This window comes from Microbacterium sp. PRC9 (assembly GCF_031844125.1).
In the GTDB taxonomy this organism is placed as follows: domain Bacteria; phylum Actinomycetota; class Actinomycetes; order Actinomycetales; family Microbacteriaceae; genus Microbacterium.
The window spans coordinates 355,416-375,574 of the sequence record NZ_JAUZUR010000006.1 but is presented as its reverse complement, the minus strand read 5'-3'; the positions used below and the strand labels follow the sequence as shown (position 1 = coordinate 375,574).

Sequence of the window (20,159 nt, the reverse complement as noted above, 5' to 3'; positions counted from 1 at the left end):
CGATCTCGGAGCGTGTGTCAATGTGCGGGCGTAACAGTTCCCCCGGTCTTCATGGACTGCAGCCAAGAACACGCGGGTGGCGTCAGGCCGCCGGTTGCGGAATCGTCACCACGCCCGCTGCCCCGTCGACGGTCACGTGGACCCCCGTGGTGATCGTCTCGGTCGCGCGCGGGACTCCGACGACCGCGGGGATGCCGTACTCCCGTGCGACGACGGCCCCGTGGCTGTTGGCGCCGCCCATCTCCATGACGAGCCCGCCCGCGGTGAGGAACAGCGGGGTCCAGCCTGGATCGGTCGAGGGGGCGACGAGGATCTCGCCGGGCTCGAGGCGCGCCCCGACCGGGTCGATGATGACGCGCGCGGGGGCGGTGACGGTCCCGGCCGACGCCGGAGTGCCACGCAGCGCCCCGGGCTGATCCGCGGCGGAGCCGGCGCCGACGGCCTCCGGTTCCGTGCCGTCGGACAGCAGCATGCGCGGCACGTGCCGCCGGCGGAGCTCGGCGTCGTACCGGTCTCTGCGCTCACGGACCGTCTCGCGCATGTCCGTTCCGGCCGCGGCACGCTTCGTCTCGTCGAAGTCGAGGAAGAACACGTCGGCAGGGGCCGCGATCCGGCCCGCGGCGGCGAGTTCGATGCCGATGGCGGCCAGCTCCGCTCGTGCCCGGCGCATCGCGATGATCATGAGGAACTTCGGCATCTCGCGCATGCCGACGAGCGCTCGAGCCCTCCGGAGGCAGAACCCGACGGCGGCGGCGCGAGCCCGGCTGCGCTCACGCGCGCGACCGACGAGGGTGTCGATCATCGCCTCGGCGTCGCGCGCACCGGCGGCGAAGTGCTGCGCGGGGGTCGCCGCATCCGTATCGAGGCGGAGGTATCCCGACAGCACGCCGAAGAGGTGCGCGGGGTCTTCAGCCCAGCGCGGCATGCCGAGGTCGATCTCGGCGACGGCGCGGTGGCCGTAGCGGGCGAGGAAGTTCGCCATCACGCGCTGCAGGACGGCCGGCAACGCGCCCGCGAGGTAGGCGTCCGCGAGGTCTTCGGCGTCGCGGGTGCGCAGCGCCGCAGCCGACTCGGCGTCGCGCCGCGCCCGCACCGCGACGTCCCACAGTTCGAGATCCATCTGGGTGGTGACGTTGTCGGGCACGCTGCGGAGCACGGTCTGCAGATCTCCCGGCTGCGTGGAGCCGCGCAGCAGTCGGCCGGCGAGCCCGAGCATGCCGAATCCGACGACGGCGCCGGGCAGGCTCCGGGGCGCCAGGGGCATCGCGCGGAAGAGCAGATCGACGACCCCGTCGACGCGGGTCGGGATGTCGCTGCCGGAGGGGAGGTCGCGCGCCCGCACCTCCGCGGCGAGCCGCTGCACCCGCCGCTGGGCGGCAGCAGGGCTGAAGAGCGCCTGTCCGAGGAGCAACGGCAGCCGGATGCGCGCGGCGAGGTGCAGGAAGCCGCGCGCGAAGCGTCGCCGCGACCGTGGAAGCACCGTGAACCGCGGGTCGTCGAACAGCCCTCTCAGGACCACGGCGGACCGTGCTTCCATCACGTCGAGCGCCCGCGGGAAGATCTCTCGGCCGACCGCCGATCGCACGACGGGCGTCGCGTCGACGAAGATGCGGTCGCCGCCGATCGCGAAGGCGCCGGGTCCGTCGGAGATCCGGGCGGGACGGCGGCCGATGAGGTCGAGGAAGCCGGAGCCGATCACCCGGAAGGCGGCGACGCCCATCGGCGTGATCGGCCGATGGAGCCCCTGCGCGAGGCTGACGCAGAAGTAGACGCGGGTGTCGCCGGCGGGCAGCCGCGCGTCGCGCACGGGCACAGGGAACAGGGTGGTGACCGGCCGCGATTGGGTGAGCCAGGCGTGCCCGTCGCCGTCGATCGCCCACTCGATGTCTTGCGGGCTGCCGAACGCGCGTTCCACTCGGTCTCCGAGCGCGGCGAGCGCTCGTACCTGCGCGTCGGTGACGCTCGCCGGCTGGTCGGCCTCACCGCCGGGTCGCCGATCGAGGATCCGTCCGGTCGCCGTGTCGATGACGAAGTGGTCCGGGTCGACCGAACCCGACACGACCGCCTCGCCGAGACCGCGCGCCGCGTCGAGCACCGCCTGGCGGCGGCGGCCGGTCACCGGGTCGGCCGTGAACAGCACGCCCGCGGACCCGGCATCGACCATCCGCTGCACGACGACTGCCAGGGCGACTCCCGCGCCGTCGATGCCCTGCGCGGTGCGGTACGCGACCGCGCGGTCGGTCCACAGCGACGCCCAGCAGCGGTGGACCGCATCCAGCACGTCGTCGATGCCGGCCACGTTGAGGTAGGTGTCCTGCTGGCCGGCGAAGCTCGCACCCGGCAGGTCCTCCGCGGTCGCCGACGATCGTACGGCGACGGCACCGGCCCCCGGCTCCAGCCGGTCGTACGCCTCTCGCACCGCGTGGGCCACTTCGTAGGGGAACGGCGCCTCGAGCACGGCCGTACGCGCGGACGCGGCATCCGTGATCGTCCCGGACTCGACTGCCGAGCCGCGGACCGCGCGCCGGTAGGCCGCGGTGGTGACGCAGAAGCCCGGCGGCACGTCGAAGCCCGCGCGGATCAGCTCGCCGAGGTTCGCCGCCTTGCCGCCGACGGTCGCGAGGTCATCGGCCGACAGTTCCGCGAGGTCGACCACGAAGCCGCCGTGCGGTGCGGGGCTGGACGCGGCCATGGTGTCGTCCTATCGGCCAGGTCGGCCCACGCTCGTGGGCTCAGGTGCAGAATCGCACTCCCCGCACCCCGCCACAAGATCGACCGGGCTCGTCAGTCGGCCCAGGCCTCCTCGATGGCGATGTCGCGTCCGAGCACCCTCGCCGCCGCGCGGTGGCCGGAGAGCATCGCCGCGGGCACCGTCGCCGGGTCGTCGGTCCACGTCGCCTCGCCGGCGAGGTGGAGCACGCCGCCGATCGGCGTCGCGAGGTCGTCGTGGTCGGCCGTCGTCGACCCGACCGTCATGTAGGCGTACGACCCGTGCGACCACGGGTCGTCCTGCCAGTCCGTGATGTGCACGTAGGTCGGCGTCCCGACACGCTCGCCGTACAGGCGCCGCAGCTGCACGAGGATGGACTCGATGATCTCGTCCTCGGTCCAGTCCCACGTCTCGACCGCCGCCGGGCCGGCCGCGAAGGTCAGCAGCGTCGGCGTGCCGTCGAGCGCGGTGAGGTCGTACCACGAGTGCCACCACCGGCTCTCGGGGCCCTGCTGGCGGATCGCGTAGACGCCGTCATCCCAGAACTTCGCCGGAAACCGCAGGAACACCTTCTCGAACGCATTCATCGTGAGCCTGCTCAGCGCGCCGGCGACGGGTTTCGGCAATGCGGGCTCGATCACGAAGTCGTCCGACTGCAGCACGCCCACCGGCACGGTGACGATCGCGGTGTCGGCGGAGAACAGCCCGTGGTCGGTCGTGACCAGCACGCCCTCCGCAGTCCACTGCACGGCGGACACGACATGGATGAGACGGATGTCGAGTCCCTCGGCGAGCCGCCGCGGCAGGCGGTCGTACCCGTCGGGGAACACGACCTCGTCGCCGTCGATGGAGTCGTCGTCGAGCCCGTGCGCGGCGAGGTCCTCGATCCACGCGCCGTACTGCTCCTCCGAGCGGTGCTCGAGGTACTCGCGCACACGCTGCGTGCGCTCCGCGTCCCATCCCTGGGCGGCGAGCGCGGCGTCGGTCACATCCCGGTACGACGCATCGGGGGCCGAGGCGGCGACGACCTCTCGCAGTGTGGCGTCGACGGCGTGGATGTCGTCGATGTACGCCCGGGTGGCGGCATCCGTCAATCGCTTCCCGTCGGGTCCGTAGTACGCGATCGGGCGGCTGTCGGGCTGGTAGCCGCCGACGGTGAACTCGACGGTGCGCATGCCGAAAGCCTCCGCCGCCGCGGCGACGGGGGAGTCGGTGATGCCGTGGATCCACGAGGCGCCCATGTCGGTCACCGTGCCCGGGAAGTGGCGGTCGGTCGAGACGCGGCCGCCCACGCGGTCGCGGGCCTCGAGCACGACGACACGACGGCCGGCCTTTCTCAAGAGGCGTGCGGCGGTGAGACCTGCCACCCCCGCGCCCACCACGATCGTGTCGAAATGATCCATCTGCGATCCTCCTCGGCCGGCGCATCGCCGCGCCCTTCGACGCTAGCGGCATCCGGCAGATCGCAGATCCACGGGCGCCGCCGCGTCAGAGCTTGTAGCCGATGGCGCGCAGCAGATCCCGGCGATCCGCGACGTCCTGCTCGGTCTCGACGCCGACCGGCGGCTGACCGTCGATGACACCCGCGACGCCGCGCCCGGCGTCGGTCGCCGCGACGAGTATCTGCACCGGGTTGGCGGTCGCACAGAAGATGGAGCAGACCTCGGGCACGGCCTTCACCTGGTTGAGGACATTCACCGGGAAGCCGCCCTGCAGCATGATCACGAACGCGTGGCCCGCGCCGATCGCCAGCGCGGCATCGACGGCGAGCGCGACGAGGTCGTCGGCGTTGCCCGTGCGGCGCACCAGCCGCGCACCGGATGCCTCGCAGAACGCGACCCCGAACCGCAGCGTTCCGCCGACCCCGGCGAGTGCTTCGTGCAGGTCCTCGACGGTCTTGATGAAATGCGATTGGCCCACGATGACGTTCACGTCGTCCGGCTTGACCAGCGAGACGACCTCGATGTCGACGGTCATGGGAACCTCCTCCGACAGCGCCAGCCTAGACTCCCGGCCTTCTCGCCGCGCGGGGGTCTGCGCGCGCTATGCCGGCCGTGTGGTGAGCAGCAGCCGGCAGTGGTGCGCCGTCACGAAGGGCTCGAGGCGCTTGAGCTCCAGCGGACCCTCGGTGTGCAGCAGCACGTCCTGCACGAGGCGCGCGTGCACGCCGCACACCAGGGCGCGGTCCTCGTCGATCATGTCGTGGTACCGGCACGGCGCGAGGTCGAACGACAGCGTCTTCTCGTCCACGGCCGGATCGAGCCCGGCGTCGTCGAGGTGCTCGTACAGCACGTCGAGCTGCCGCGCGGCGTCGGCGGGAAGCTCCGGAGCCTCGCTGCGGGTCACGGCACGCAGCATCCGTCCCCTCGCCTCGGCGCCCTCGACGCGCGCGCTCGCCGCGTCGCTCGACGCCGACTCGCGCACGGGGTGGAACACCACCGGAGGGCGCCCGCGGACGCCGACCTGGATCGTCTCGCTGCGGATGAGCCCCTCGTCCTCCAGCACGCGCAGATGGTCGCGGACCGTGTTCAGCGGGATGCCGGACTCCGAGGCGAGCTCGCCGGCGCGGCGTCCGGGCACGCGCTGAATGGCCTGCAGCAGCTGCAGGCGGCGGGGCTGGGTGAGTCCGCGGAAGTCGTGCGCGCGGCGGGGCATGGTTCCAGGGTAAGAGGGCTGTCTCCGCCCGCGCTGAGAGGTCGACCGGATAAAACCGGTGGAACGCCCGCCGCGTGATGCAGGGACGGAGGAGAGTCGAGGCCGTCGCGTCCGGTCCGAGAAAGGAACCCCATGCAGCTCTCACCGGAGTCCGAAGCCATCGTCCGCGCCACCGCGGGTGTCGTCGCCGAGCATGCCGAGGAGATCACGAAGGTCTTCTACCCGGCGATGTTCGCCGCCCACCCGGAGCTCCTCCGCGTCTTCAACCGCGCGAACCAGGCGGTGGGGGAGCAGCCGAAGGCGCTCGCCGCGTCGGTCGTCGCCTTCGCGGTGCAGCTCATCGACCCGAACGCGCCCGACTTCACCCCCGTGATGCGCCGGATCGCCCACAAGCACGTCTCGCTCGGCATCCAGGCGCGCTCGTATCTCGTTGTCGGACACCACCTCCTGGCGGCCGTGGGGACGGTGCTCGGCGACGCCGTGACCCCCGAGGTGAAGTCCGCGTGGGACGAGGTCTACTGGCTGTTCGCGACGTCGCTGATCGCCGAGGAGGCGAAGCTCTACGCCGAGGGCGGCACCGACCCCGAGCAGCCGTGGCGCTCGTACCGGGTGGTCGAGCGGTTCGAGGAGTCCGACGACGTCTTCTCGCTCCTGCTCGCGCCGGTCGCGGGCGAAGTGCCCTCGCACCACACCGGGCAGTACGTCGCGATCGCGGTGGACCTGCCCGACGGCTCGCGCCAGCCGCGCCAGTACACGATCTCGTCAGGCCCGCGCGGCGACTCGCTCCGCGTGACGATCAAGCGCGTGCGCGGCGTCGGCGACACCCCCGACGGCCAGGTGTCGACGTGGCTGTTCGAGAACGCGAAGCCGGGCACGGTGCTCGACGTGTCGCAGCCGGCCGGCGACGTGGTGCTCGACGATTCCGAGCAGCCCCTCGTGCTGGTGTCGGCAGGCATCGGCATCACGCCGGTCGCCGCGATCCTCGAAGACCTCTCCCGTCGCCAGCCCCAGCGCACCGTGCGCCTCTTCCACGCCGACCGCGCGCACGACACGCATGCCCTCTACTCGTCGCTGCGCCGCCAGGTGCTCGCGATGGACGATGCGAAGGCGCAGAACTGGTACGAGACGGATGCTGCGACCGCCCCCACGCTCCACCCGGCGCGTGAGGGGTTCATGGACCTCGCCGACGTCGAACTGCCCGCCGGCGCGACGGTGTTCATGTGCGGCCCGCTGCCGTTCATGCGCACCTCCCGTGCGACGCTGATCGCGCGCGGCATCCCGAGCGAGCGCATCCACTATGAGGTCTTCGGCCCCGACCTGTGGGCGCAGAACCCCGAGGGCGCGGCCGCCTGAGCTGGGGGACGACGGCCGGTACCCGCGCGGGTGCCGGCCGTTCGCGTTGGCGCGCGCACAGGATCGGAGGTCTCGCCCGACACGCCGGGGACGGATGCGGCCAGCCGGCGTGTCGCGAAGGACCTCCGATTCTGTGCCCGTCGCCGGAGCGGCCTACCGCCCGCTCGACCTCGGTGGGACCATGAACCATGGCGACGGGGGCCGACGGGGACGGGGCCGACGGGGGCGAGGCCGAGAGCGACGCCGCGCTCGCGCGCCGGCTGCAGATCCTCGCGACCGAGCACTGGGGTCTGCTGGCCGCACGCAGCACCGCGCAGAGCGAGGTGCTCACGCGCATCACGATCTACCTCACGCTCGTCTCGGCGGGCCTCGTCACCATCGGCCTGCTGGGGCAGGCGACGCGTTTCGGGTCGTGGTTCCCCGCGGCGGCGCTCGGCATCCTCGGGTTCCTGTCGGTCGTCGGCCTGCTCACGCTCATGCGCGTGATGACGGTCGCCGAAGAGGACCTCATGTACGTGGTCGCGATGAACCGCATCCGCGGCGCCTACGCCGACGTCGATCCCACCGCCGCCCGCTATTTCCTCGCCTCACCCAGCGACGACCAACTCGGGTCCATGGTGACCTACTCGTTCCTTCGCTACCGCGGCGGGCTGGAACAGGTGCTCGGCTCGTCGATGATCCTCAGCATCCTCGTCAACGGGTCGGTCGGGGGCATGTTCGTCGGCGGTCTCTGCGCGGCTCTCGGCACGCCCGTGATCGCGGCGGTCGTCGTCGGCGTCGTGGTCGGTCTCGCCATCGTCGCCTCCGCCGTCCTGTACGGCGGGTTCCGCTACCGGACGGTATGGACGACCTACAGGCCGCTCCGCCCGAGCGCGGGCCCGCCTCCGCACTGGGCGCGACGCTGATCTGCGCACCGCGGCAGGCGATGAAGGACAGCCGCGTCGTGTCGCGGATGTATCAGACGGGGGCCCAGACGCTCTGTCGTGTCGTTGAACCCGACATCGAGGAGCTGTCATGCGCATCACCTACCGCATCCTGTCATTCGCCATCTGCGCGCTCGTCGCGCTGCAGGCGGCGTCGCACGCCTGGGCCTCAGCCGGGCTCGGCCTGTACATCGCCGAAGGCGGCGTCGTCGACGCGTCCGCGCAGGAGGGCCCGCCGCCGTTCCCCGAGGTGATGGGCTTCATGATCCACGGCATGAACGGCATGTTCGTCATCCCGGCGCTCGCGCTGATCCTGCTGATCGTGTCGTTCTTCGCGAAGATCCGGCGGGGCGTCGCGTTCGCCGCCGTCGTGTTCGGGCTCGTCATCCTCCAGGTGACGCTCGGCCTGTTCGGTCACGGCATCCCGCTTCTCGGGTTCTTCCACGGCGTGAACGCGCTGCTGCTGTTCACGGCGGCGCTCCTGGCCGGACTCAACGCCTCGAAGCGCCGCGTCTCGGCACAGGCCGACGCGGTCGCCACGCCCGCTGCCGCCAGTGCTTCCGCCTAGGACCGCATCAGCGAAGAGCCGGTGGGCGTGGTTCGCCCGCCGGCTCGGCGCTGTACTGGGCCTGGTCGCGGTCGGGCTCGTCGGCTGGATGTGGTGGGCGAGCGTGCTCCCCGGCTCGTACTCGGCGCTCGACATGGGCGTGCCGGATTTCGGGGGCGGCGCCGGCTCCGAAGCCCACGCCGCGGCGCACGCCCATGCAGGCGCCGCCGACGGCACAGCGGCCGCGCCCGCAACCGGTGAGACGTCCGTGCCCGACCTGATCGTCGACCCCGATCGGCCCGCCGACGTTCACGTCGAGCTGACCGCGCGGGCCGAGCGCGTGAGCCTCGACGGCGGAGAGCCGTTCGACGGCTTCACCCTCAACGGCAGCACGCCGGGCCCGACCATCCGGGCGACGGAGGGCCAGCTCGTCGAGGTGGTGCTGCGCAACGAGGACGTGCCCGCCGGCGTCACCGCGCACTGGCACGGGGTCAACGTCCCCAACGCGATGGACGGCGTCGCCGGCGTCACGCAGGACGCCGTCATGCCAGGGCAGAGCTTCACCTACCGCTTCGTCGCCGAGCAGGTCGGCACGTTCTGGTACCACGCGCACCAGGCGTCGCACCCGCAGGTGGTCGGCGGCCTCTTCGGCGCGCTGATCCTCGAACCGGCTCCGGAGACGGATGCCGCAACCGCCGCCGTGACCACTGCCGGCGTCGACCTGGTCGCGGCGATCCACACCTACCCGGGCGGGCAGCGCACGATCGGCGGCGCGCTCGGAGCCTCCCACCACGACGCCGCTCCCGGCGACATCGTCCGCGTGCGGCTCGTGAACACCGACTCCACGCCCACGTCGGCGTGGGTGACCGGTTCGTCGTTCCGGGTGCTGGCGGTCGATGGGCACGACCTGGTCGGTCCCACGCCTGTCGACGATCACAGCGTGCAGATCACCGCAGGCGGCCGTGCCGACCTCGAGCTGCGCGTTCCCGACAGCGGCGCCGCCCGCGTGCAGGTGCCGGGGGTCTCGGTCACCATCGGCCCCGACGGCGTCGATGCCGACGAGACGTCACCGCCGAGGGAGCATCTCGACCTGCTGTCCTACGGCGAACCGGCAGACGTCGACTTCGACCCCGAAGCGCCGGAGCGCCGCTTCACCTACGACATCGGCCGCCTCCCCGGCTTTCTCGACGGTCGCCCCGGCTACTGGTGGACGATCAACGGCGGCATGGGGGCCGCGGTGCCGATGTACATGGTCGACGAGGGTGATGTCGTCGTCATGACGATCTCCAACAGCAGCGGCGAGGGGCATCCGATGCACCTGCACGGCCACCACCTCCTCGTCCTCTCCCGTGACGGCATACCGTCGTCGGGCAGCCCGTGGTGGGTGGACTCCCTCGATGTCGCACACGGCGAGTCGTTCGAGGTCGCCTTCGTGGCCGACAACCCCGGCGTCTGGATGGACCACTGCCACAACCTCCCGCACGCCTCGGAGGGGCTCATGACCCACGTCGCCTATCACGGCGTCACGACGCCGTTCCGCCTCGGGCGCGACACCGGTAACGACCCGGAGTGAGCGCCCGGCCCCGCCCCTCGCGTGAGAGTGTGGGCGCATGACCTCGCTCGACCCGCTCCCCGCGAACGGCCCGGCGCTCGTCATCCGGCAGGAGGAGCGAGCGGATGCTGCGACCGACCTCGAGCGCTCCGTCGAGCTCGACTGGGACCCGGCGACCTTCGGCACCCTGGCCACCGAGGTCCCGCGTCTGCCGAGGTCGACGGTCGAGGACGCCCTGATCACCGCGCTCGCCGGCGCCGCGTGAATCGCTGTTGCTCGCGGGTCCGGGCCGTTTCGACTCGCTCGTTCCTCGCTCGCTCAACGACCGGTGGAGAAGGCCACGTCAACGGCCAAACCATCGTGCGTTGCGTCGACTCGCTCGTTCAGCGACCGGGTGCCATAACCCCCGGTCGTTGAGCGGAGGGCGCTCTGGCGCCCGCAGTCGAAACGCCCCGAGCATCCGGGATCATCGGCCCCTGCTCACCCCGTGATCGAGCCGAGGGGCTGCGGGATGCCGCCGCCCGCGGGACGGAGGGTGCGGGCGTAGTCCTCCTTGAGCACGGCGAGGTGGAACCACGCCTCGACGCCCGAGACGCCGGGGATCTCGCGGATCCGCTCGAGGCTCGCGTACAGCGCGCCGGCGGACGGTTCGACAAGAGTCGTCACCACGTCGAAGCGGCCGAGGGTGCGCGCGGCGAAGTCCACGCCGCGCCACGTGCGCAGCGCATCGGTCACGCGGTCGTCTGTGCCCGCGAGGTTGAGGCCGACGCCCATCGACAGCTGGCGGTGCACGAGCCCGCGCGCCTCGACGGCGCTGATCTTGATGACGCCGCCGTCGACGAGCCGCTGCACGCGTGTCGTCACCGCCGAGGGGGAGAGCCGCACGGCCTCGCCGAGCGCCCGGTAGCTCTTGCGGCCGTCGCGCTGCAGCTGCTCGATCAGCGCGGTGTCGATCGCGTCGATGGTGACGTCGCCGTGGTACTCCGAGACGAAGAACCCCTTGACCACGTCGGTGTAGATCAGCGTGTTGATGTCGGCGACGCCGGGCAGCGCCCGGATCTGGGCGAGCAGGTCGTGCAGCGCCGGCATCGACCCGAGTCGCACCTCCGTCACGAGGTCGTACGCGCCGCCGACGGCGGAGACGAGCACCGTCTCGCTGAGTCCGCGCAGATGCTGCGCCACGGGCTCGACGCCGCCCTGCGTGCGAATCGATACGTGCGCCAGCACATGCTGCCCGAGGAAGACCGGGTCGACCGCGGCGACGACCCGCACGGTGCCGTCGGCCAGCATCGCGTGGAGCCGGGTCGAGACGGCGGCGCGGGACTGGCCGAGGCGACCGGCCAGCGTGTGGATGCTCGCGCGCCCGTCGACCTGCAGCTCGCGGATGAGTTCGGCGTCGAAATCCATCGCGATCGTCCAATTCGTCGATTTTCCCGGGAACGCACGTCGTCGCGTGCGGAATCCGAGTCTAGAGCCCTGTCCACAGGACGCGACAAGTGATTCTGTGCAACAGATCGAACAGAACGCCAGCAGATTCAAGCCAGGGCTGGAGTTCTGCCCTTGCCAGCGGCATCCGCTCGTCCTTAGCCTTCATCGCATCCCCGATACATCCGCAAAGGAGCGGTCATGACTTCCACCACCAGCAGGGCGCGGCGCTCAGGCATCGCCGCGTTCGTGGGAACCACCATCGAGTGGTACGACTTCTACGTCTACGCGACGGCCGCTGCGCTCGTGTTCGGGCCTCTCTTCTTCCCGAGCGGCGACCCGCTCGCCGAGACCGCCGCCGCCTTCGCGACGTTCGCCGTGGCCTTCCTCGTGCGCCCGCTCGGCGGCATCATCTTCGGTCACATCGGCGACAAGCTCGGCCGCCGCGTGTCGCTGGTCATCACGCTCCTCCTGATGGGCGTCTCGACGGTGCTGGTCGGCTGCCTCCCCACCTACGAGGCGATCGGCATCGTCGCCCCGATCCTCCTCATCCTGCTGCGTGCGCTGCAGGGCCTCGCGGTCGGCGGCGAGTGGGGCGGCGCCGTGCTCATGAGCGTCGAGCACGCTCCGGCCGGCAAGAAGACGTTCTACGGCGGCTTCACGCAGCTGGGCAACCCGGCCGGCGCGCTGCTGGCGTCGGGCATCTTCGCGATCATGTCGCGCTTCGGCGAGGACTTCATCATGAACGGCGGATGGCGCATCCCGTTCCTGCTGTCCATCGTGCTGGTGGGTGTCGGCTTCTGGGTGCGGTACCGCGTCGAGGAGTCGCCGGTCTTCGAGCAGAAGGTCGAGGGCCGCAAGCAGACCATGCCGCTCGCGTTCGCACTGCGCGTCAACTGGAAGCCGATCCTGCTCGGCATCGGCCTGCTGCCCATCTCGACCGGCGGCTACTACCTCGCCACCACCTTCGCGACCTCGTACGCGACCGGCGAGCCGATCAGCATGAGCCCGCAGCTCATCCTCGACGCCATGACCATCGCCTCGTTCATCGAGTTCGTCGTGACGCTGCCGGTCGCGTGGCTCGGTGACAAGTGGGGCCGCAAGAACATCATGTACATCGGCCTGGTGACCTCGGTGCTGACGTTCGTGCCGTTCATGCTGGTGCTCCCCGGCAAGGTCGAGCCCGTCATCTTCCTGCTCGCGTCGCTCGTGCGCATCGCGATGAGCGCCACCTACGCGCCCATCGCCGCGATCCTCGCGCAGATGTTCCGCCCGCAGGCGCGCTACACGTCGATCGCCCTGTCGTACGGCGTCGGAGCGGCGATCTGGGCCGGCTTCTCGCCCTGGTTCGCGACCATGCTCATCGCGTGGACCGGCAGCGTCTGGTCGGTCATCTTCATGTTCATCGGAATGGCCCTGCTCGCCGGCCTCTGCACCTGGCTTGCGCCGCAGCACTCCGACGAGGCGCCCGTGACGGACTCGTTCACGCCGCGCACCGACACCACGGCTGCCCGCACCCTCTGAGCACGGCTCCGTCCGCACTCGAACTCGAACCGAGGACACCATGAGAAAGCTCGCCCCCTTCGACCGCCCCGCGCAGCAGGCCCCGCGCCTGGTGATCGCCGGTGCCATCCACACCGTCGACGCGCAGGGCCGCACCGCCACCGCGATGCTCACCGACCGCGGACGCATCGTCGCGATCGGCACGACAGAACAGTGCCGGGATGCTGCGGCCGCCCTGCGCCTGGACCCCGAGGTCGTCGACCTCGGCGACGCCGTCGTCGTGCCGGGCTTCGTCGACGCGCACGCCCACCCGCTCATGTACGGCCAGCTCATGACCTGGGTGGACTGCGGACCCGAGAAGGCGGGCAGCATCCCCGAGATCGTGGCGCTGCTGAAGGCCGCGGCGGCCGAGCTCCCCGCGGGTCGACCGGTGCGCGGCTACGGCTACGAGCATCGCAACCTCGCCGAGCAGCGGCATCCGTCCCGATTCGAGCTCGACGAGGTCGCGACCGACCGCGAGGTGTACCTCATGAACGCGTCGGGGCACGGCGGTGTCGTGAACTCGTACACGTTCGAGCTGAACGACGTCGACCGTGACACTCCGAACCCCGAGGGCGGCGAGATCTTCCGCGACGCCGACGGCGAGCTGACCGGCGAGATCTCGGATGCCGCGTGCAACATGCTCACCGGGGTCCACGGGGTGAAGATCGGCCACCACGGCCCGAACTTCCACCTCGCCGACGAGCCGGAGGAGCACCTTCGGCAGCTGGATGTCGCGACCCAGCGCTTCCTCGCCGGGGGAGTCACCACGATCGGCGACGCGCAGGTGTCGCGGCGCGAGTTCGACATGTACCTGCGGCTCGCCGAGGCCGGGCGCCTGGAGCTCAGGGTCTCGATGTACCTGCTGTCGCACCTGCTCGACGACGCGCTCGAGATGGGCCTCGTCGGCCAGTTCGGCAACGCGCACCTGAGCTTCGCCGGCATCAAGCTCTACGCCGACGGCACGCTCGGCGGGTGGACGGCGTACTTCCCCGACGGCTACGTCGGCGACCCGTGCCGCACCGGCCAGCTGTACCACGAGCCCGCCGAGTACACCGCGCTCGTCCGCAAGGCGCATGCGGCGGGGCTGCAGACCGCGACCCACGCGCAGTCGCCGACGGCGATCGAGATGGTCGTCTCGGCGATCGAGGCGGCGCTGGCCGAGCACCCCGACGACGATGCCCGCCACCGCATCGAGCACTGCGGGCTGCCGACGCCGGAGCAGATCCGGCGCATGGCGGCAGCCGGCATCCGTCCCGTCAACCAGACCCAGCACTACTTCAACTGGGGCGAGGGCGTCGAGCAGGCGATCGGCACGCCGGGGGAGCGGTTCAATCCGCTCGGCGAGTTCGAGGCGGCGGGGGTGCCGTTCACGATCTCGTCCGACGCGCCGGTGGCCGAGCCCATCCCGCTCGAGGCGATCCAGACCGCCGTCACCCGTGTGACGCGCCGTGGCCACAAGCTCGGTCCCGACAGCCTCCGGGTGTCGGCGGATGCGGCGCTGCGCGCCCACACGTACGAGGGCGCGGTCTCGCTCGGCCGCGAAGACGACCTGGGCTCGCTCGAAGCCGGCAAGTACGCCGACTTCGCAGTGCTCGGAGCCGACCCGCTGACGGTCGACGCGACCGAGATCTCCGAGATCCCGGTGCTCGAGACCTGGGTCGGCGGAGAGCGCCGGTACGCGATGGCTCGTGTCGAGGCGCTGACGTGACCGCCGACGCCGCGGCGCGGTACGCCGACACGACCGGCCGCGCGGTGCTCGAGACCGTGCGCAACTACGGGGTGACCGCCGTGTTCGGCATCCCGGGCACCCACAATCTCGAGCTCTACCGCCCGCTCGATGGCCTCGGCCTGCGCGCGGTGACCAACCGGCACGAGCAGGGCTCGGGCTACGGCGCCGACGGCTGGGCGCAGCAGACCGGGCTGCCCGGCGTCGTCATCACCACCTCGGGGCCGGGCCTGCAGAACGCGATGAGCGCGATCGGCACGGCGTTCTGCGAGTCGCGACCGCTGCTGGTGATCTCACCCGGCGTCGCGCTCGGCGCCGAGTTCCGCGACGTCGGCACCCTTCACGAGACGAAGGACGCGACCGCGATGGTCGGCGCGATCGCGGAGTGGTCGCGGCGCGTGACGAGCGCGACGGATGCCGTCGACGCGGTGCACGACGCGTTCGCGCTGTTCCGCACCGGGCGCCCCCGTCCGGTGCACATCGAGATCCCGCTGGACGTGCTCGAGGCGCCGGCCGACGTGCCGGCGGCGGCACGCGAAGCTCGTCCCGCTCCGGCGCCGGTTCGCGGTGACGCGGGTGCGGTGCGTGATGCCGTGAAGCTGCTGACGGATGCTGCGCGCCCGGTGATCGTCGCCGGCGGCGGTGCCACGCGCGCCGGCCGGGCGATCACGGCGCTCGCCGAGCGGCTCGGCGCCCCGGTGCTCACGACCCTCAACGGCAAAGCCACCGTCGACGAGCACCACCCGCTGTCGCTGGGCTCGAGCCTGCGGCTCGAGGCCGCGCGCCGGGTCGCCGAGGACGCGGACGTGCTCCTCGTGCTCGGCTCGAAGCTCGGCGAGGCGGAGCTGTGGGCCCCGCGGCTCGAGGCGCGCGGCGCGGTGATCCGTGTCGACATCTCGGCCGCGCAGCTGCACAAGAACCTCGACGCGTCCGTCGGCATCGTGGGGGACTGCACCGCCGTGGTGGAGGAGCTCCTCGCGGCGCTTCCCGACGGGCCTCGCGCTCCCCGTGACGTGACCGCCGAACGGGAGGCGATCGCCGCCGAGACCGCTGCGATCCTCCCGGAGACCGTCGCGCTCGCCGAGGCGATCGCCGCAGCCCTCCCGCGCGACGCGATCGTCTCCGGCGACTCGTCGCAGATCGTGTACATGGCGCTCGCCAACGTGCTGCGTCAGGCATGCCCGCACTCGCTGCTCTACACGCCGACCTATGCGACGCTCGGCTACGGCCTTCCCGCCGCGATCGGCGCACGGGTCGCCCAGCCCTCCGCGGGCGGCCGGCCTGTCGTCGCCGTGGTCGGCGACGGCGCGCTGATGTTCTGCGTCAACGAGCTCGTGACGGCGGTCGAGCAGCGCCTCGACCTCACCGTCGTGTGCGTCGACAACGGCGGGTACGCCGAGATCAAGCAGAACGAGGTGGATCGCGGCATCCGTCCCGTCGGCGTGGATCTCGTCCAGCCCGACTGGGTCGCCCTCGCGAACGCGTTGGGCGCGACGGGCCGGCGCGCGTCGAGCCCCGATGACATCGCGCCCGCCATCACCGAGGCGATCGCCGCCGGAGGCGTGGAGCTCGTCCACATCCCGCAGGACGGCGGGGCGCAGCATCCGTCGGCCGAATCGTCCACCCCGAGAGGTGAGTCATGACCGAACACCACGAGCCCGTCGGACCCGTCGACGCGTCCGTCTACCCTCGCTACGCGGGGATCGCCACCTTCGCGCGTCTGCCGCGCATCGAGGAGGTGCCGCGCGCCGACCTCGCGATCGTCGGAATCCCGTTCGACACCGGCGTCAGCTACCGCCCCGGCGCGCGGTTCGGCCCTTCGCATGTGCGCGAGTCGTCGCGCCTGCTGCGCCCGTACAACCCCGCGCAGGACGTGTCGCCGTTCGCGGCCGCGCAGGTCGTCGACGCCGGCGACATCCCGGCGAACCCGTTCGACATCGGCGAGGCCGTCGCCGACATCGAGACCGCGGCCACGGCGCTCGGCGAGCGCGTCGACCGCATCGTCACCGTGGGCGGTGACCACACGATCGCCCTTCCGCTGCTGCGCGCCGTGAACAAGAAGCACGGGCCCGTCGCGGTGCTGCATTTCGACGCGCACCTCGACACGTGGGACACCTACTTCGGCGCCCCCATCACGCACGGCACCCCGTTCCGCCGCGCGAGCGAAGAGGGGCTCATCGACCTCACCGCGAGCTGCCACGTCGGCACGCGCGGACCGCTCTACTCGAAGCAGGATCTCGACGACGACGAGCGCCTCGGCTTCTCCATCGTGTCGAGCGTCGACATCGAGGAGCGCGGCATCGAGACCGCGATCGAGCGTGTGCGCCGCCGCGTGGGCGACCGACCGCTGTACATCTCGATCGACATCGATGTGCTCGACCCCGCCCACGCACCCGGCACCGGAACCCCCGAGGCCGGCGGCATGACGAGCAGGGAACTGCTCCGGATGCTGCGTGCTCTGAGCGACCTGAACGTCGTGGGCGCGGACGTGGTCGAGGTGTCGCCCGCGTACGACCACGCACAGCTCACCGGGATCGCGGCGAGCCACGTCCTCTACGAGCTCGTCACCCTCATGGCAGCCCAGATCGAGGCCGCGCGGAGCTGAGTCCTAGCGTGCACGATGCCCGGTGACAAGCCCCTCCACAGGGCGTTCTGCCCGCCGCAGGCTGGGAGGACCCCAGAAGGAGGACGGTCATGAGCGACCACGCAGAGCACATGGACACCCCGGAGCAGAACGCCGGCGCCCAGGAGCCGATCGCGGCCACGCGCCGAGAGCAGCGCGAGCGCGAGGCGGCGAACCCCGACGCCGGCACTCGGGCAGACGCCCCGCAGAACGTCGTGCCGGATGCCGGCGCACCCGCGTCACACGACGCGGTGGAGCATGACGCACCCGTCGAGCACAGCGCGACGACCGATCACGACGTGATCCGCCAGTGGGCGGAGGACCGCCACGCGACCCCGGCGACCATCGAAGGCACCGAACAGGACGGCGGCGTCGGCGAGCTCCGCCTCGACTTCGACTTCGGCAACGACCTCGAAGCCCTCAAGGAGGTCTCGTGGGACGACTGGTTCCGCGCCTTCGACGAGCGCGGACTGGAGTTCGTGTTCCAGGAGAGCACGCGCCCCGACGGGTCCGCCTCGAACGACTTCACCCTCGAGCCGGCGGGTCAGGCGCGCACCTGACGCCTCGTTGCCGGGCTGCGCCCGCGGGTGCGTGAGACTGAACGCATGGGTTTCACGCGCGCCGAACTGCAGACGTACCGCGGGCGCAGCATCCCGGATCTCATGCCCACGCACCCGAAGCTGGTGTTCGTGGGCATCAACCCGGGTCTCTGGACGGCCGCCACAGGTGTTCCGTTCGCGTACCCGGGCAATCGCTTCTACCCGGCCCTCGTCGCGGCGGGCATCATCGAACGGATGCCGCGCATCGACGACGACGGCATGGCCGAGGAAGATCGGCGCATGCTGCTCGACGCGGGCATCGGCATCTCGAGCATCGTGCGTCGCGCCACCGCGCGTGCGGACGAGCTCTCGCGGACGGAGCTGAGCGAGGGCGCGGAGCGGCTGGCCCGCGATGTCGCCGGGTGGAAGCCGGCGGTGGCCGCGATCCTCGGCCTCACCGCCTACAGGCAGGGCTTCGCGCGGCCTCGGGCGGTGGCGGGCCGGCAACCTCACGACCTCGGCGGTGCCGCGCTGTGGGTGGTGCCCAACCCGAGCGGCCTGAACGCCCACATGACGGTGGCGACGCTGGCCGAGGCGTATGCGGAGCCCGCCCGAGCCGCCGGCGTGATCTCGTGACCCGCACTCGTCGGCTCGTCGCCGCGCTGCTTCTCGTTGCCACGGTCGTCGCCGGGCTGCTCGTGCACGGTGTGCTGCCCGATACGGTGGCGACCGACATCGCCGGCGACGCCCTCTACGCCGTCGCGGCGTACCTGGCGGTGGTGCTCATCGCCCCGCGCCTTCCCGCACTCGCCACGGGCGCGATCGCCGCCGCATGGTGCGTGGCGGTCGAGCTGTTCCAGCTCACCGGTCTCCCGCTCGCCTGGGGCGCGCAGTTCGCCCCCGCGATGCTGGTGCTCGGAACGGTCTTCGACGCCCGCGACCTCCTGGTCTACGTCGCGACGATCGTTCTCGCGACCGCCGTCGATGCGCTCGTCGGCAAAGCCTCGAGACCGCGTTGAGCGCGTTTCGTCTCGCTCGTTCCTCGCTCGCTCAACGAACCGGGGCCTCGTGAAGCGCCAAACTCCCGGTCGTTGAGCGGAGGGCGCTCTAGCGCCCGCAGACGAAACGCCTGCGCGCGGCGCACAGTCAGGAGGGCGATTCCTCCCCGCCGCGCCCCTCCGGCGAGCTGTCCACCGAACCCCCGAATGCCGCTCCACCTCACCGCCCGTTCCCGCGACGATCGGCCCATGGGAATCGTGTACATCCTCCGTTGCGCAGACGGCACGTACTACGTCGGCAGCACCACGGACGTGAGCCGGCGCCTGGAGCAGCACCGCGCGGGCATGGGAGCGACGTACACCCGGCGCCGGCTCCCGGTCGAGCTCGTGTGGATGGAAGAGTTCGCTCGGATCGACGAGGCGTTCGCCTGGGAGAAGCGCATTCAAGGCTGGAGCCACGACAAGCGCGAAGCTTTCATGGCCGGCGGCATCGACGCCGTGCTCGGCTGGAGCAAGCGCCACGGCTGACGTCCGAGCCCGACGCCAGCGCCGGGTTGGGGGCGTTTCGTCTCGCTCGTTCCTCGCTCGCTCAACGACCGGGGGTCGGGGAGCGTCGCTGCTGGGTCGGGGTCGCTCGTGGGTTCGGGGCGTTTCGTCTCCCTCGCTCGCTCAACCCCGGGGGTCACCCCGCCGCGCGAGCGCGGGCCACCACGATCCCGCGCTGCGAGGTCGGGAAGCGGTCGAGCATCGCGCGGAGCTCGGTGGCGTCGACGTCGGCTCCGAAAGCCTCGGCGCCGGGCTCGAGCATGATCCCGGCCGCGAGGGGGCCTGCGAGCACCGGGTCGAAGCCGAGGTCGTCGACGAGCCGCATCACGACCTCGACATCCGACGTGGAGTCGCCCGCCACTGCGATCGCCTTCCGCCCCGAGGACCCGACCGGGCGCGCCTCCTCGTCGAGGTCGCGGTAGCCCATATGGTTGAACGCCTTCACGACCCGGGCGTCGGGCAGGAACCGCTGCACCGTCTCGCTCGTCGTGGTGCGCAGGTCGCCGAAGTCGGCTCGCAGCCCGTCGACCTCCCACCAGTAGTTCATCGCGTCGATCACGAGCTTCCCTCGCAGAGCGTCGGCGGGCAGCGTGTGGTGCTGGGGGAGCGGCAGCGCGAGCACGATCGCATCGGCGTCGCGTGCGACGACGGATGCCTCGACCGCGACCGCGCCGGCAGCCGCGGCCCGGATCGTCCCGGCGATCCGCGCCGGGTCGCCCGACCCGGCGACGAGCACGCGGTAACCGGCGGCGATCGCGAGGCGGGCGAGCACCTGCCCCACCCGCCCGGCGCCGATGATGCCGAGCGTGCGGATGCGGGGCGGCGCGGCAGCATCCGTGATCCCCGTGCGCGTCAGCTCACTCACGCGAATCAGGCTAGCCCGGCTCGTGGGGTCCGCGCCGGCTCGACATCGTGGGCCGCGGCAACGACGGCGCCCTGTGGCACAGCTGGTTCGACAACGGCTGGTCTTGACGCATCCGGGTGTCGGCGTCAGGTTGCGGCATCCGCCCTCGCGAC

At 71.6% G+C, this 20,159-nt stretch carries 19 protein-coding genes; 13 read left to right on the top strand and 6 right to left on the bottom strand.

Annotation, left to right across the window (positions count from 1 at the left end; translation table 11 throughout):
• Positions 1-82: 82 nt before the first annotated feature.
• The 4 genes from Q9R33_RS15645 to Q9R33_RS15630 form a co-directional block, all read right to left on the bottom strand.
• Positions 83-2,692: a PEP/pyruvate-binding domain-containing protein gene (locus Q9R33_RS15645; RefSeq protein ID WP_311294334.1), complete on the bottom strand. Its 2,610-nt coding sequence runs from the start codon at positions 2,690-2,692 to the stop codon at positions 83-85.
• Between the two features lie 92 nt (positions 2,693-2,784).
• Positions 2,785-4,113, bottom strand: coding sequence for an NAD(P)/FAD-dependent oxidoreductase (locus Q9R33_RS15640; protein ID WP_311294333.1), 1,329 nt, complete (start codon positions 4,111-4,113; stop codon positions 2,785-2,787).
• Between the two features lie 85 nt (positions 4,114-4,198).
• Positions 4,199-4,687: an adenosine-specific kinase gene (locus Q9R33_RS15635; protein WP_311294332.1), complete on the bottom strand. Its 489-nt coding sequence runs from the start codon at positions 4,685-4,687 to the stop codon at positions 4,199-4,201.
• A 66-nt stretch (positions 4,688-4,753) separates the two neighbouring features.
• Positions 4,754-5,365 carry a helix-turn-helix domain-containing protein gene (locus Q9R33_RS15630; RefSeq protein WP_311294331.1) on the bottom strand — a complete coding sequence of 204 codons (612 nt, stop codon included), beginning with the start codon at positions 5,363-5,365 and terminating at the stop codon, positions 4,754-4,756.
• Between the two features lie 132 nt (positions 5,366-5,497).
• On the opposite strand from Q9R33_RS15630, the gene Q9R33_RS15625 reads away from it, so the two are divergent.
• The 5 genes from Q9R33_RS15625 to Q9R33_RS15605 all read left to right on the top strand — a co-directional run bounded on the left by Q9R33_RS15625 (position 5,498) and on the right by Q9R33_RS15605 (position 10,005).
• A complete protein-coding gene (locus Q9R33_RS15625; protein WP_056367033.1) occupies positions 5,498-6,718 on the top strand; it encodes a globin domain-containing protein in 1,221 nt (406 codons plus the stop codon).
• 188 nt (positions 6,719-6,906) lie between these two features.
• A complete protein-coding gene (locus Q9R33_RS15620) occupies positions 6,907-7,623 on the top strand; it encodes a hypothetical protein (protein WP_310249461.1) in 717 nt (238 codons plus the stop codon).
• A gap of 109 nt (positions 7,624-7,732) precedes the next feature.
• Positions 7,733-8,209, top strand: coding sequence for a hypothetical protein (locus Q9R33_RS15615; RefSeq protein ID WP_311294330.1), 477 nt, complete (start codon positions 7,733-7,735; stop codon positions 8,207-8,209).
• Positions 8,196-9,761, top strand: coding sequence for a multicopper oxidase family protein (locus Q9R33_RS15610; protein WP_311294329.1), 1,566 nt, complete (start codon positions 8,196-8,198; stop codon positions 9,759-9,761). The genes Q9R33_RS15615 and Q9R33_RS15610 overlap by 14 nt, the downstream gene beginning before the upstream one ends.
• 37 nt (positions 9,762-9,798) lie before the next feature.
• A complete protein-coding gene (locus tag Q9R33_RS15605) occupies positions 9,799-10,005 on the top strand; it encodes a hypothetical protein (RefSeq protein WP_311294328.1) in 207 nt (68 codons plus the stop codon).
• 215 nt (positions 10,006-10,220) lie between these two features.
• On the opposite strand, the gene Q9R33_RS15600 is transcribed toward Q9R33_RS15605, so the two are convergent.
• The gene (locus Q9R33_RS15600) at positions 10,221-11,147 is read right to left on the bottom strand and encodes an Lrp/AsnC family transcriptional regulator (protein ID WP_056367038.1); all 927 of its coding nucleotides are present in this window, start codon (positions 11,145-11,147) and stop codon (positions 10,221-10,223) included.
• A gap of 219 nt (positions 11,148-11,366) precedes the next feature.
• Here Q9R33_RS15600 and Q9R33_RS15595 point away from each other — a divergent pair, with 219 nt between their 5' ends.
• The 8 genes from Q9R33_RS15595 to Q9R33_RS15560 all read left to right on the top strand — a co-directional run bounded on the left by Q9R33_RS15595 (position 11,367) and on the right by Q9R33_RS15560 (position 19,124).
• Entirely contained in the window at positions 11,367-12,689 is a 1,323-nt protein-coding gene (locus tag Q9R33_RS15595; protein ID WP_311294327.1) for an MFS transporter, read from the top strand.
• A gap of 40 nt (positions 12,690-12,729) precedes the next feature.
• Positions 12,730-14,418, top strand: a complete 1,689-nt coding sequence (locus tag Q9R33_RS15590; protein ID WP_311294326.1) for an amidohydrolase — start codon at positions 12,730-12,732, stop codon at positions 14,416-14,418.
• A complete protein-coding gene (locus Q9R33_RS15585; RefSeq protein ID WP_311294325.1) occupies positions 14,415-16,079 on the top strand; it encodes a thiamine pyrophosphate-dependent enzyme in 1,665 nt (554 codons plus the stop codon). The genes Q9R33_RS15590 and Q9R33_RS15585 overlap by 4 nt, the downstream gene beginning before the upstream one ends.
• Positions 16,076-17,041: an agmatinase gene (gene speB / locus Q9R33_RS15580; RefSeq protein ID WP_311294324.1), complete on the top strand. Its 966-nt coding sequence runs from the start codon at positions 16,076-16,078 to the stop codon at positions 17,039-17,041. Before Q9R33_RS15585 ends, speB begins: the two co-directional genes overlap by 4 nt.
• An 89-nt stretch (positions 17,042-17,130) precedes the next feature.
• Positions 17,131-17,619 carry a hypothetical protein gene (locus Q9R33_RS15575; RefSeq protein ID WP_311294323.1) on the top strand — a complete coding sequence of 163 codons (489 nt, stop codon included), beginning with the start codon at positions 17,131-17,133 and terminating at the stop codon, positions 17,617-17,619.
• A gap of 45 nt (positions 17,620-17,664) precedes the next feature.
• Positions 17,665-18,234, top strand: coding sequence for a mismatch-specific DNA-glycosylase (locus Q9R33_RS15570; RefSeq protein ID WP_311294322.1), 570 nt, complete (start codon positions 17,665-17,667; stop codon positions 18,232-18,234).
• The gene (locus Q9R33_RS15565; RefSeq protein WP_311294321.1) at positions 18,231-18,617 is read left to right on the top strand and encodes a DUF2809 domain-containing protein; all 387 of its coding nucleotides are present in this window, start codon (positions 18,231-18,233) and stop codon (positions 18,615-18,617) included. The genes Q9R33_RS15570 and Q9R33_RS15565 overlap by 4 nt, the downstream gene beginning before the upstream one ends.
• 228 nt (positions 18,618-18,845) lie before the next feature.
• Positions 18,846-19,124 carry a GIY-YIG nuclease family protein gene (locus Q9R33_RS15560; protein WP_311294320.1) on the top strand — a complete coding sequence of 93 codons (279 nt, stop codon included), beginning with the start codon at positions 18,846-18,848 and terminating at the stop codon, positions 19,122-19,124.
• Between the two features lie 154 nt (positions 19,125-19,278).
• Here Q9R33_RS15560 and Q9R33_RS15555 read toward each other — a convergent pair whose 3' ends face one another.
• Entirely contained in the window at positions 19,279-20,007 is a 729-nt protein-coding gene (locus Q9R33_RS15555; protein ID WP_311294319.1) for an NAD(P)-binding domain-containing protein, read from the bottom strand.
• Between the last annotated feature and the right edge of the window lie 152 nt (positions 20,008-20,159).